A 12,602-nucleotide genomic window follows, 5' to 3' on the forward strand; every position below is an offset into this window, starting at 1 on the left:
GTTTCAGGGCAGCAGCACGGCGCTGCCCACCAACTGGCGGGCTTCCAGATCGCGGTGGGACTGCGCCGCGTCCGCCAGCGTATAGCGCTTGTCGATGCGGACCTTGACCTGGCTGCTGGCCACCATCTCGAACAGCTCGTCGCCCATGGCCTGCGTGGCCTCGCGCGTGGCGATGTGCGTGAACAGCGTCGGCCGCGTCACATAGATGGAGCCCTTGGCCGCCAGCGTGCTCACGCTGAAGGGCGGCACCGGACCCGAGGCACCGCCGAAGCTGGCCAGCAGGCCAAAAGGCGCCAGGCTGTTCAACGAGCCCTCCCAGGTGTCGGCACCGACCGAGTCGTAAACGACCTTCACGCCGCGCCCGCCGGTGATCTCGCGCACCTTGGCGGCGAAGTCCGTATCACGGCGGTAGTTGATGGCATGTGCCGCGCCGTTGTCCAACGCCAGCTGGCATTTCTCGTCGCTGCCTGCGGTGCCGATGAGCTGCAGGCCCAGTGCGCGCGCCCACTGGCAGGCAATCAGCCCGACACCGCCGGCCGCCGCGTGAAAGAGCACAAAGTCGCCCGGCTGCAGGCCACCCTGGGGCAGGGTCTTGCGCAGCAGGTATTGCACCGTCAGACCCTTGAGCATCATGGCCGCGGCGGTCTCGAAATCGATGGCGTCAGGCAGTTTGAGCACGCATTTGGCGGGCATCACACGAGCGGTCGCGTATGCCCCCGGTGGATTGCTGGCATAGGCCGCGCGGTCGCCGGCCTTCAGGTGGGTGACACCCTCGCCCACCGCCTCGACAACGCCCGCGCCTTCCATGCCCAGCCGCGCCGGCAGCGGCAAGGCGTAGGTGCCGTTGCGGTGGTAGACGTCGATGTAGTTCAGCCCGCAGGCCTCGTGGCGGATGCGGATCTCGCCCGGACCTGGGGCGCCGACCTCCACGTCCATCAGCTTCAGTTGCTCGGCCCCGCCCGGAGCTTCGATGACAACGGCTTTTTCACTCATGCGGCGTCTCCTGTTCGCGAGTCCGGTATCGTGCCAGCCCTTTGGCCCACGCGGCGGCGCCTGATGAAACTGACCCCACGCCTTGCTCTGCTGTTGACGCTGCCACCACTGCTGTGGGCCGGCAACGCCGTCATCGGCCGCATGGTGCGCAACGACATCCCGCCGATGGCGCTGAACGCGTTGCGCTGGCTGCTCGCCTTCGTGCTGCTGGCTCCGCTGGCCCGCCGCCTGCTGGCCGACCCGCGGGAGGCCTTGAAGCGCTGGCGTGGTCTGGCCTGGCTGGGCTTTCTTGGCATGGGTTGCTACAACTCGCTGCAATACTTGGCGCTGCACACCTCGTCGCCGCTGAACGTCACGCTGATCACCGCCAGCATGCCGGTCTGGATGCTCGGCGTGGGTGCCGTCTTCTACGGCGTGAAGCCGACTCGCCGCCAGCTGGCCGGCGCAGCCCTGTCGCTGCTCGGCGTGGCCGTCGTTATCGCACGCGGCGACCCCGCCGCCCTGCTGGCCGTGCAATTTGTACCCGGCGACCTGTTGATGCTCCTGGCCCTCTTCACCTGGGCCATCTACTCCTGGATGCTGGCGCGGCCGGTGCGCGGGCTGCGCCCAGGCGAACGGCCGGACTGGAACTGGGCCGAGATGCTGATGGCCCAGCTGATGTTCGGCGTGGTGTTCTCGGGCGTGGCGGCGGGCGTGGAACAGGGCGTTGCACCGGCCGCCATCCACTGGAGCCCGACCCTGGTCGCCGTGCTCGCCTATGTCGCCATCGGTCCGTCGCTGATTGCCTACCGCTGCTGGGGCCTGGGCGTGGCCGAGGCCGGGCCGGCGTTGGCCGGTTTCTTCGTCAATCTCACGCCGGTGTTTGCCGCCGTCATCTCGGCGGCGCTGCTGGGCGTCGCGCCGGCCTGGTATCACGGAGTCGCCTTCGCGCTGATCGCAGCAGGCATCCTCGTCTCTTCACGTTGATGCGGGTGCTGCACGCCGACGACCGCCTGGTCGTCATCGACAAGCCCACCGGCCTGCTCAGCGTGCCGGGCCGCCGCGAGCCCGATTGCGCCAGCGCACGCGTGCAAATGCTCTACCCCGACGCGTTGGTCGTGCATCGCCTCGACCAGGCCACTTCGGGCCTGCTGCTGTTCGCCCGCGGCCTCGACGCCCAACGCGATCTCAGCGCCGACTTCGCCGGGCGCCGCATCGACAAGCTCTACGTCGCCGTCGTCGCCGGCCATCTCGAGGGCGAAGGCCTCATCGACCTGCCGGTCGGCGCCGACTGGCCCAACCGGCCGCGCCAGCAGGTCAACTTCGAACACGGCAAGCCCTCGCAGACGCGTTGGCGCGTGCTCGGCCATGAAGGCGATCACACGCGCGTGGCCCTCGAGCCCCTGACCGGTCGCACCCATCAATTGCGCGTGCATCTCGCCGCCATCGGGCATGCCATGCTGGGCGACACGCTCTATGCCGCGCCCGACATCGCTGCCGCCAGCCCACGCCTGCTGCTGCATGCCAGCGAACTGCGAATCGGCGACCATCACTTCATCAGCCCACCGGAGTTCTGAGCATGCATCTCTACATCGTCACCGGCAGTTCACGCGGCCTGGGCGCGGCACTGGTTCAACAGCTCACGCAAGCCGATAACACGGTGATCGGCATCGCTCGCAAGACCAACCCGGCGCTGCAAGCGGAGCAATGGGCGCTTGATCTGGCGGACCCGATTGCTGCTGCGGAACACCTGCAGGCCTGGTTGCGCGCCAACAAGCGCTGGGAAAGTGCAACGCTGGTCAACAACGCCGCCCTGCTCAGCGAGCCCGGCCCGCTGGCGTCCTCCGATCTCACCAGCCTGTCGGCCGCGCTACGCGTCGGCCTGGAAGCGCCAACGCTGCTGAGCCGTGTCTTCCTGGCCGAAACGGTGGGCGTGCCGACGCGACGCATCCTGAGCATCTCATCGGGCCTGGGCCGCCGCGCCATGGCCGGCAGCGCAGCCTACTGCGCCATCAAGGCCGGGCTGGACCATCTCAGCCGCGCCCTGGCCCTGGAAGAGCCTGGCGTCGGCGTCGTCTCACTGGCGCCGGGCGTCATCGACACCGACATGCAGGTGCAATTGCGCGGCGCCGACCCCACCCGGTTCCCCGAGCAAACCCGCTTCCAGGGCCTGAAAGATGGCGGCCAGTTGCAGACGGCGGCCGACACGGCTGCGGCGATTGTTCGCTTTCTCATGCGGCCAGACTTCGGAAAAACCGTGGTTTCCGATATCAGAGACGCTTGAAAATCCTGATCCGAACCTGCATCTGCCGGTTCGTTTCCAAGCTTCTGGAGAACTCGCTTGAACCGCATCTTTGCTGTGACCCTCGCCACCCTGCTGGCCGTCACGCTGCCCGCCCATGACGCCGAGGCCAAACGCCTCTCCAGTGGTGGCCTGAAGCGCAGCGTGCCTACCCAGACCGCGCCACAAACGCCGCCGGCCCAGCAGCCTGCGCCCCAGCAAGCTGCTCCCGGCAAACAGGCTGCTGCAACACCCGCGGCCGCTCCCGCTGCGGCGCCCAAACGCTCCTGGCTTGGCCCCATTGCCGGCCTGGCCGCAGGCCTGGGCCTGGCCGCGCTGGCCAGCCACTTCGGTTTTGGCGGCGAACTGGCCAGCATCATGACGATGGTGCTGCTCGGCCTGGTGGCGGTCTTCGTGATTCGCTTTCTGGTGCGCCGCTTCGCCGCGCCGAAGCCGCAGCTCGCCGGCGCCAACGGCGCCAACTTCCGGGCAGCCGAGCCGGCGTGGAATTCGGCAGCGGCCACGGTTTCCGGCGCTGCCGCAGCCCCCGCGGACTTCGACGCCGCGGGCTTCGAGAAGCTCGCCAAGCAGGTCTTCATCCGCCTGCAGGCCGCCAACGACGCCGGCGACCAGGCCGACCTGCGCCGCTTCACGACGCCGCAGATGTACGCCAACATCCAGCACGATCTGCTGGAGCGCGGCGCACAGGCTCAGCGCACCGAGGTGCTGCAGCTCGAAGCCAACGTCGTCGATGTCGCGACGGAGACCGGAGAACAGATTGTCTCCGTGCGCTTCTCGGGCCTGGTGCGCGAGAAGAGCGAACAGGCCGCGGAGGACTTCGACGAGATCTGGCATCTGGTCAAGGCCGGTGACGGCTGGCTGATTGCCGGCATCCAGCAGACCGCATGACCCAAGGCATAGCGGGTTAGACCCGAGTCCGGGCCAGTCGAGAATGGGCGCTTCGAGCGCCCATTTCCTTTTGAGGCCCCACATGATTCGTTTGCGTCTTTCTCTTTGCGCACTCGGCACAGCATTGCTGGCCGCCTGCGCCTCTTCTCCTGCGCCGGCACCGGTCTCCACGGCCGTGGTTGCGCCCAATGCGAACCTGGTCATCCAGGGCATCCCGCCCGTGCCCCAGAGCCTGGCTGACGCCATCGGCCGCTACAACGACTTCCGCGGCCATGCCTTCGCCGACTGGCACCCGACCCAGCGCGAGATGCTGGTCAGCCACCGCAAGGCCGGTGCCAACACGGCGCAGATCTTTCGCATGACGACACCGCTGACCGATGGCGAGCAGCTCACCGACGGCATCGACCCGGTCGTGCGCGCGACCTACGAACCGCGCAACGGTCAGTACATCGTCTTCGAGCGCGCCACCGGTGGCAACGAAGTCGCGCAGCTCTATCGCCTGCCGCTGAACCAGGCCGGTGCCCAGCCGGTGCTGCTGACCAACCCCGACGAGCGCCACTCAATCAACACCTGGCTGCGCAGGAGCGGCCAGCTCGTCTACTCATCGGTGCCCATCGACCGCACCGCCCAGGGCGGCACGCGCACCAAGATCACCACCACGCTGTGGTTGATGGACCCCGAAAAGCCCGAGACGCGGCGCAAGCTGGCCGAGCTGGACGGCGGCGGCTGGTTCGCGGGCAGCCCCTCGCCCGACGAGCGTCTGGTGTCGCTGACGCGCTATCTGTCGGCCAATGAATCGCAGATCTGGATGCTGGACCTCGCCAGCGGCGTTGCCAAGCAGGTCGCACCGGCCGTTGGCAGCCAGGAGGCCAAGGCCACCTACTCGCCCGCCGGCTGGGCGCCCGATGGCCGCTCGCTGTGGATTGCCAGCGACCGCGCCGGCGAGTTCCGCGAGCTGATGAAGCTGGATCTCGCCAGCGGCCGCATCGACCGTGTCAGCAGCCACATCCCTTGGGACGTCAGCGGTGTCACGCTGACCGAGGACGGTGCCAGGCTGGCGGCCCAGTTCAATGTGGATGGCCGCGACGAGCTGCATTTCTTCGATGCGGCGACTGCCAAGGAAGTACCGGCCGCCGCCCTGCCGAAACTGCCCGAGGGCAATGTCGGCGCCGCTTCCTACCACCACGGTCGCGGTGAGCTCGCTTTCTCAATCAGCAATGCCCAGGGCCCGAGCCAGATCTATTCGCTGGGCACGGACGGCAAGGTCCAGCAATGGACGCGCGCCACAGCCGCGCCTGGTGTCGACACTGCCGCTTTCAGCGAGCAGAAGATCGTGCGCTGGAAGAGCTTTGACGGCACGATGATCTCGGGTCTGCTCACCGCCCCACCGAAGAAGTTCTCCGGCAAGCGCCCGGTGCTGATCTCCATCCACGGTGGCCCCGAGTCCCAGGCCAGTTTCGGCTTCCTGGGCCGCAACGCTTACTACGTGCAGGAGCTGGGCATGGCCCTGATCCAGCCCAATGTGCGAGGCTCCAGCGGCTACGGCAAGAGCTTCCTGGCGATGGACAACGGCTTCAAGCGCGAGGACTCGGTCAAGGACGTCGGCGCCCTGCTCGACTGGATTGCCACCCAACCCGACCTCGACGCCTCGCGCGTGCTCGTCACCGGCGGCAGCTACGGCGGCTACATGACGCTGGCCGTGTCGACGAACTACGCCGACCGCATCGCCGGTTCCATCGATGTCGTCGGCATCTCGCACTTCGTGACCTTCCTGAACAACACCGAGAGCTACCGCCGCGACCTGCGCCGGGTGGAATACGGCGATGAGCGCGACCCGGCGATGAAGACGCATCTCGACAAGATCTCACCGCTGACCAATGCAGTCAGGATCAAGAAGCCCCTCTTCGTCATCCAGGGCAAGAACGACCCGCGCGTGCCCTACACCGAGGCCGAGCAGATCGTCGCGACCGTGCGCCAGGGTGGCACGCCGGTCTGGTATCTGCGCGCGGAAAACGAAGGCCATGGCTTCCAGAAGAAGGACAACCAGGACTTCCAGTTCTATGCCACGGTGCTGTTCATGCAGCAGACCGTGCTGAAGTAGGCCGGCCATAGGCGGGCGGCCTGGGCCAGCTCGATGGCATTGGAGGCGCGCCCTGCCAGTGCCGAGCGGTGATCCAGCCGCCATGCCCCACCCCCAAGGCGCAGGGCGGCTGCCAAGCCGCCGCCCGCGCCAGCAGCGCATTGAGTGACTCACCACCGTCGAACTCGAAGCCGCAGAAGTCGCGCGTCCAGCGCTCGAATTCCGCCGCGGAGATGGCGCTCCAGGGCTGGCCGTCCCAGCTGCCGAAGTTCATCTCCGCCAAGGCTGGGTCGACGCACCACAGGAAGCCCCATCGCTTCAGCCAACGCCCCACCGACGCGGCGCGCGCGAGCGGCGAAGTGACGACCTCGCGCGGCAGCCCCTGCCGGCGTGCATGCGTGCGAATGCGATGGGCCAGGCGCTTGGCTTTGCGCGGGTCGACGGGAAGGTCGGTGCGGCCACCGATGCAGCGACCCGCAGCACCGATGGGCTTGGGGTGGCGCCAGATCGTGAACACAGGCCTCAGAACGAGGCCGTGAAGGCCAGCAGCACGGCGATCTCGGCCAGTTGCTCGGTCGCGCCCAGCCCATCGCCGGTGTAGCCGCCGAGGCGGCGCTTCAGCCATTGGTGCATCAGTACTGCGGCAGCCGCTGCTGCGCCTGCGGCGGCCAGCAAGCGCGGCAGATCAACGCCTCCGGCGGCGAGCGCCAGCAACAGCAAGCCGCACCAGCCCAGCGCGATGGCGAAATTGCGGGGCGCCACGGCCATTGCCAGTGGCTTGGCCTTGGCATGCTCCGCATCGCCGCCGTAGGGCAGGCTGACCATCACGCCCACGGCCGCCGCGCGAGCAAAGGCGTGGCTGGCCAGCAAGGCGGCCACGGCACCCAGCAGCGGCCGCGTCGCCAACACGGCCAACAGCGCGGCGCGTAGCAACAAGCTCAGGCCCAACGCCAAAGCGCCATAGCTGCCGATGCGCGAATCCTTCATGATCGTCAGCGCCTTGTCGCGACTGACCACGCCACCCAGCGCATCGAAGGTGTCGGCCAAGCCATCTTCGTGGAAGCCGCCGGTCAGCACGACGGTGGCCGCGAGCGCCAGCACCGCGGCCACCCAGGCCGGCCACAAATGACCGGCCCCCGCCAGCACCACTGCGCCGACGCCACCGACCAGCGCGCCCACCAGCGGGAAGTGCCGCACGCAATCGTTCAGCCAGGCCGGCTCGAAGCCCTCCAGCCGCACCGGCAGCCGCGTCAGGAACTGCAATGCAACAAGGAAAAGCCGCACAGGGCTACTCGCGGTTGCTGACGCCGGCGCTGTCGAAGCTGGCCATGTCGGCCAGCAGCGCACAGGCGGCCGTCAGCAGTGGCCAGGCCAGCGCCGCACCACTGCCCTCGCCCAGGCGCAGGTCCAGGTCCATCAGCGGGCGCACACCCAGTTGTTGCAGCCAGCGCGCATGGGGCCCCTCGGCCGAGCGATGGGCGAACACGCAGGCCGCCAACAAGCCGGGGCGCAGCGCCTCGGCCAGCGCGACGGCAGCCGTCGTGATGAAGCCATCGACGACGATGACTCGGCGCTGCGCAGCGGCGGCCATGACGCTGCCGGCCATGGTGAGGATTTCGAAACCACCGAGAGCCGCGGCGAGCTGCAACGGGGTCTCGGCGTCAGCGTTGGCCGCGAGCGCCTCTGCAAGCACGCCAAGCTTGCGTCCCAGGCCTGCGTCATCCAGACCGGTGCCGCGCCCCGCACATTCGGCCAGCGGCAAACCCGTCAGGCGCTGCATCAAGAGGCTGGCCGACGACGTGTTGCCGATCCCCATCTCACCCAACAGCAGCGCATTGCCGGGCAAGCGCTCGACGAGGGCCATGCCGTTGCGCAGCGCACGCTCGGCTTGTTCGGCCGTCATCGCCGGCCCGACGCTCGCGTCGGCCGTGCCCGCAGCAATGCGCAGGTCGACGGCCCCGTCGGCCAGCGGCGCATCGACGCCACAGTCGGCGATCATCAGCGCCAGACCTTGTTGACGCACCAGCACGGACACGGCCGCACCGCCGGCCAGCATGTTGGCCACCATTTGCGGGGTGACCTCGCGCGGGTAGGCCGATACGCCGCGCCGGGACAGGCCATGGTCGGCCGCGTAGACGACAAGCTGCGGCTCGCGCAGCGCGGGCCGCTCCACACCCTGGATCAGCGCGAGCTGCAGGGCCAGGGCCTCGATGCGGCCGAGGGCGCCCAGAGGCTTGGTCTTGTGGTCGATGGCGTGCTGCACGCGCGCAGCAAGTCCGGGCTCGGCCAGGGCCGGCAAGTTGGGAAAGTTCATTTCAATTGCTTTGCTTGATATCGGCGGGCCGAGCGCTGGGTCGCTCCCGAGCCGGCCCGCTCAGGCGATGTGCTTGCCGGTCAAACCGGCAAGCATCGCCGTCCCCTTGGGGGACCGGCCGGGCTCGCCCGCGTTCAGCGCGGCGAGACTGGACGAGGGGCACCATGACTAGCCGACGAGGTTGGCCAGGGTCAGCAACGCGAGCAGCAGCATCCACAGCACGACGGAACGCCAGACTAGGCCGACGACGCTTTGCAGATGACCGAGCTGCGGCGGTGCGCCGGCCGTGGAGCCGGCGGCGCCGGTGAACTCGGGTTCGGTACCGGCATCGAAGGTCTTGCTGCGATCCGGCGTGACGCCAGGCGCCGCCGCGCCGCCGAGCTGCAGGCCCACAGCGCCAGCAGCGGATGCGAGGATGATGCCCTCGTTGGAATGCAGCCAGAGGCTGGCGTCGCGGCGCCAGCCATTCACGGCCTCTTCGAAGTTGCCGACGATGGCAAAGCCCGTCGCCGTCAGCCGCGCCGGCAGGTGGTCAATCCAGGTGAAGGCCTGGCGCGACAAAGCCAACAGGCGGGTGTTGGTCGGTGCGTCCAGCGTGCGGCTCTTGAAGGCCCAGTAGCGGCCAGCGAACTCGGCCATGCGGTAGACCACCGCGCCTGCCGGCCCCAGGCCGATGGTCGAGCAGACGATGAACCAGAAGAACACGCCAAAGACGTGGCGATGCGCGGCGAGCAGCGAATGCTCGATGACATGTCGGATCAGCTCGGTGCGCGGCAACTCGCTGGCATCCAGGTGGCGCCATTCGGCCAGCAACTGGCGCGCGGTGGCGTCGTCGCCGCGCTCGAGGGCATCACGGATGTCGGTGTAGTAGTGGCTGAACTGCCGGAAGCCCAGCGTCAGATACAGGATGAGGACGTCCAGCCCTAGGGCGAGCAGCACGCTGAAATGGCGCAGCGCCCAGTAGATCAGCGCAACGGCCAGGCCCGGCACCAGAACCGTGATGGCCCAGACGACGGCAGCATGATGCTCGTCGCCAGCGTCGAAGTTGCGGCCCGTCCAGCGCACCCAGCCGATGACCGACTGGTGCACGCGGTTGCCATGCCTCAGGGGCTTGAGTTGCTCACACAACAGGGCCAGCAGCACCGCGAAGAAATTCATGGGCCGGGATGATAGTGGCGCGCTCAGGCGCCGCTGAGAAGACGGTAGAAGTTGCGCAACATCGCGGCGGTCGCGCCCCAGATGAAGTACTCGCGTTCGGGCCCTTGCCAGGGCATGGACAGAAAGCGCCGCTCGGCGCCCGCGAACTCGAAACGGTGGTGGCGGTGGTGGGCCGGATCCATCAGGAAGGCCAGTGGCACCTCGAAGGCTTCGGCGACCTCGAAATCATCCAGCGTCAATGTGAAGCCGGGTTCGACAAGAGCCACCACCGGCGTCACCTGAAAGGCCGTCACTGTCGAATAGACCGGCAACTGGCCAATGATCTCGATGTGCTGGCGCGACAGGCCGATCTCCTCCTCGGTCTCCCGCAGCGCGGTCGCGACGGGACCATCGTCCTCGGGCTCGACACGGCCACCGGGAAAGCTGATCTGGCCGGCGTGATCGCGCAGGTGGTCGGTGCGCCGGGTCAGCAGCAGGTTCAAGCCTGCCTCCCGCTGCACCAGCGGGATGAGCACGGCGGCACCAGACGGCTCGCGATTGGCGAAGAGACCCCCGTCGCCGACGAACTCAGGCGTCCAGGCCGCTACCTCCGCCAGGCGCGCCCGTATGGCCGAAGCCGTCAGCGCCAAGTCTGGCACCGCAGGAAGATGATCGTCGATGCTCGTGACCGGCACGAGTTGGGGCTGGGTGATGGCGGGGCGGGTCATGCGACAAAAAAACAAAAGCCGCCGAGAGCGTACGCCCTGGCGGCTTTGGCGGTAGGAACCGGCTGATTAAGCCAGCTTCTCTTTGATTCGAGCCGACTTGCCCGAACGCTGGCGCAGGTAGTACAGCTTGGCGCGACGGACGTCACCGCGGCGCTTGACTTCGATCGTGGCGATCAGCGGGCTGTAGAGCTGGAAGGTCCGCTCGACGCCTTCGCCGCTGGAGATCTTGCGGACGATGAAGCTGCTGTTCAGGCCGCGATTGCGCTTGGCAATCACGACGCCTTCGTAGGCCTGCACGCGCTTGCGGGTGCCTTCAACGACGTTCACGCTGACGATCACCGTGTCGCCAGGGGCGAAGGGCGGGATGGTCTTGTTCAGGCGAGCAATTTCTTCTTGCTCAAGGGTTTGGATCAGGTTCATCTGTACTCCTGGAGATCTTGGCGAGACGCTATTTATCGGGATGTTTGCAGCTGGCTCCCAGTGAAGGAACCCAGCCACTCGACCCGCCAGAGGATCGGACAGCCGAATATTGTAGCCTGGGCCGCGGGTTTAGCCTAGAGCTTGGCCAGGAAGGATTCATCGGCCTTGCTGAGGCGGCCGGCGGCGCGGGCGGCGGCAATCAGGTCGGGCCGGCGCGCGGCCGTCAGCACCAGAGACTGCTCGCGGCGCCAGCGCCGGATGTCGGCGTGGTGGCCCGACAGCAGCACGGGCGGCACGCCGCGACCATCGGCCAGGACTTCGGGGCGGCTGTAGTGCGGGCAGTCCAGCAGGCCATCAGAGAAGCTGTCCTGCTCGTGGGATTTGGCGTCGCCAAGGACCCCCTCCTGCAGCCGTGCGACGGCGTCCAGGAGAGCGAGCGCCGGGAGCTCGCCGCCCGAAAGCACGAAGTCGCCCAGGCTGAGTTCCAAGGTCACATGACGGTCCAGCACGCGCTGGTCGATGCCCTCGTAGCGGCCGCAAAGCAGGACGGCACCCGGGCCCGCAGCGAGATCCTGCACGCGGGCCTGATCGATTCGCGCGCCGGTCGGGGTGAAGTGGATGACCACGGGCGCCGCCTCGCCACGATCCGCCTTGACAGCGGTGAGCGCCTTTTCAAGCGGCTCGGCCAGCATGACCATGCCTGGGCCGCCGCCATAGGTACGGTCGTCGACGCGGCGGTAGTTGTCCTCGGCGAAATCGCGCAGCAGCCACAGCCGCACGTCGACCTGACGGCTCTCGAAGGCGCGCCGCGTGACGCCATGCGTCAGATGCGGCGCGAACAGCTCCGGGAAGATCGTCAGGACATCGAAGCGCATGGCTTCGGTCAGAAGTCCAGGCCCCAGTCGACGCGGATACGCCGGTCTTCCAGGCTGACGTCGTCGATGAAACGCCCGACGAAGGGGATCAAGCGCTCCTGGTCCGGCTTGGCGGGCTCTTCCAGTCCTGGCGGCAGGATGCGCAGCACCGCATGCGGGCCGGTGTCGATGAGGCCGATCACTCGGCCCAAAGCCTCAGACTCGCGATTGATGACGTCCAGGCCGATCAGGTCAACCCAGTAGTACTCGCCGTCGGGTGTGCGCGGGAAGTCGCTGCGGGGAATGTAGATCTCGTGGCCCCGCAGCGCTTCGGCGGCATTGCGGTCGTCCACCCCTTCGGCGACGGCGACGATGCCCTCGCCCTGCTCGCGCACCGATTTCACGGCCAACACCAGTTGGCTGGGCTTGGGGCCGATCGACTTCAGATACCAGCGCTTGGCGCTGAACAACGCGTCCGCGTCGGCCGAGTAGGCCTGCACCTTGAGGCCGCCTTTGATGCCCCAGGCATCAAGGATGCGGCCCACCGGCAGCAGATCTTCGGGCCAGGAAGCAAAAGACGGCGCCGAGGCGCCGTCTTGCTGAGGCTTGTTGCCTGCCACGCCTGCTTAGGCGGCGACAGCGGCCGTCTTGGCGTCACCCACCAGGCGGGCCACCGTGGGCGACAGCTGGGCGCCGACACCGATCCAGTAGCTCACGCGGTCCTGCTCGACGCGCAGCTTCTCGGCGGAACCGGAAGCGACGGGGTTGTAGAAGCCGACGCGCTCGATGAAGCGGCCGTCACGGCGCTGGCGGCTGTTGGCGACGACGATGTTGTAGAAGGGGCGCTTCTTGGAGCCGCCGCGGGCCAGACGAATCACAACCATGATGTTTCCTAAAAATTGGGTGA

The 12,602-nt window shown here is 67.8% G+C and carries 15 protein-coding genes; 5 read left to right on the forward strand and 10 right to left on the reverse strand.

The features are described from left to right. Positions 1-3: 3 nt before the first annotated feature. Positions 4-993, reverse strand: a complete 990-nt coding sequence (locus tag ACXJLH_RS22050) for a quinone oxidoreductase family protein (RefSeq protein WP_457446275.1) — start codon at positions 991-993, stop codon at positions 4-6. 63 nt (positions 994-1,056) lie between these two features. Here ACXJLH_RS22050 and ACXJLH_RS22055 point away from each other — a divergent pair, with 63 nt between their 5' ends. The 5 genes from ACXJLH_RS22055 to ACXJLH_RS22075 all read left to right on the forward strand — a co-directional run bounded on the left by ACXJLH_RS22055 (position 1,057) and on the right by ACXJLH_RS22075 (position 6,263). Next, positions 1,057-1,959: a DMT family transporter gene (locus tag ACXJLH_RS22055; RefSeq protein WP_056201946.1), complete on the forward strand. Its 903-nt coding sequence runs from the start codon at positions 1,057-1,059 to the stop codon at positions 1,957-1,959. Beyond that, positions 1,959-2,549, forward strand: a complete 591-nt coding sequence (locus ACXJLH_RS22060; RefSeq protein ID WP_457352858.1) for a pseudouridine synthase — start codon at positions 1,959-1,961, stop codon at positions 2,547-2,549. Before ACXJLH_RS22055 ends, ACXJLH_RS22060 begins: the two co-directional genes overlap by 1 nt. Positions 2,550-2,551: 2 nt before the next feature. Beyond that, positions 2,552-3,256, forward strand: coding sequence for an SDR family NAD(P)-dependent oxidoreductase (locus ACXJLH_RS22065; RefSeq protein WP_457352860.1), 705 nt, complete (start codon positions 2,552-2,554; stop codon positions 3,254-3,256). A 57-nt stretch (positions 3,257-3,313) separates the two neighbouring features. Further along, positions 3,314-4,162, forward strand: a complete 849-nt coding sequence (locus tag ACXJLH_RS22070; protein WP_457325145.1) for a Tim44 domain-containing protein — start codon at positions 3,314-3,316, stop codon at positions 4,160-4,162. A gap of 82 nt (positions 4,163-4,244) precedes the next feature. Further along, positions 4,245-6,263, forward strand: a complete 2,019-nt coding sequence (locus tag ACXJLH_RS22075; protein WP_457446277.1) for a prolyl oligopeptidase family serine peptidase — start codon at positions 4,245-4,247, stop codon at positions 6,261-6,263. On the opposite strand, the gene ACXJLH_RS22080 is transcribed toward ACXJLH_RS22075, so the two are convergent. From ACXJLH_RS22080 to rpsP, 9 genes are all read right to left on the reverse strand, one after another. Next, complete coding sequence (locus ACXJLH_RS22080) at positions 6,238-6,759, reverse strand: histidine phosphatase family protein (protein WP_457446279.1); 522 nt, start codon at positions 6,757-6,759, stop codon at positions 6,238-6,240. The two genes, ACXJLH_RS22075 and ACXJLH_RS22080, sit on opposite strands and share 26 nt — an antisense overlap. A gap of 5 nt (positions 6,760-6,764) precedes the next feature. Continuing rightward, complete coding sequence (gene cobS, locus ACXJLH_RS22085; RefSeq protein ID WP_457446281.1) at positions 6,765-7,505, reverse strand: adenosylcobinamide-GDP ribazoletransferase; 741 nt, start codon at positions 7,503-7,505, stop codon at positions 6,765-6,767. A 25-nt stretch (positions 7,506-7,530) separates the two neighbouring features. Beyond that, the gene (gene cobT, locus ACXJLH_RS22090; protein WP_457446283.1) at positions 7,531-8,556 is read right to left on the reverse strand and encodes a nicotinate-nucleotide--dimethylbenzimidazole phosphoribosyltransferase; all 1,026 of its coding nucleotides are present in this window, start codon (positions 8,554-8,556) and stop codon (positions 7,531-7,533) included. A 168-nt stretch (positions 8,557-8,724) separates the two neighbouring features. After that, complete coding sequence (locus tag ACXJLH_RS22095) at positions 8,725-9,714, reverse strand: CobD/CbiB family protein (RefSeq protein ID WP_056201928.1); 990 nt, start codon at positions 9,712-9,714, stop codon at positions 8,725-8,727. Between the two features lie 23 nt (positions 9,715-9,737). Further along, positions 9,738-10,421 carry a CoA pyrophosphatase gene (locus ACXJLH_RS22100; protein WP_056201925.1) on the reverse strand — a complete coding sequence of 228 codons (684 nt, stop codon included), beginning with the start codon at positions 10,419-10,421 and terminating at the stop codon, positions 9,738-9,740. Between the two features lie 66 nt (positions 10,422-10,487). Next, complete coding sequence (gene rplS, locus ACXJLH_RS22105; RefSeq protein WP_056201923.1) at positions 10,488-10,841, reverse strand: 50S ribosomal protein L19; 354 nt, start codon at positions 10,839-10,841, stop codon at positions 10,488-10,490. Between the two features lie 134 nt (positions 10,842-10,975). After that, positions 10,976-11,716: a tRNA (guanosine(37)-N1)-methyltransferase TrmD gene (gene trmD / locus ACXJLH_RS22110; RefSeq protein ID WP_457352877.1), complete on the reverse strand. Its 741-nt coding sequence runs from the start codon at positions 11,714-11,716 to the stop codon at positions 10,976-10,978. Positions 11,717-11,724: 8 nt separating this feature from the next. Next, positions 11,725-12,315, reverse strand: a complete 591-nt coding sequence (rimM, locus tag ACXJLH_RS22115; protein WP_457446284.1) for a ribosome maturation factor RimM — start codon at positions 12,313-12,315, stop codon at positions 11,725-11,727. A gap of 6 nt (positions 12,316-12,321) precedes the next feature. After that, positions 12,322-12,579 (reverse strand): 30S ribosomal protein S16, encoded by a 258-nt coding sequence (rpsP, locus tag ACXJLH_RS22120; RefSeq protein ID WP_056201913.1) that lies wholly within the window; start codon positions 12,577-12,579, stop codon positions 12,322-12,324. Between the last annotated feature and the right edge of the window lie 23 nt (positions 12,580-12,602).

It is taken from the genome of Roseateles sp. P5_E4 (genome assembly GCF_054049255.1).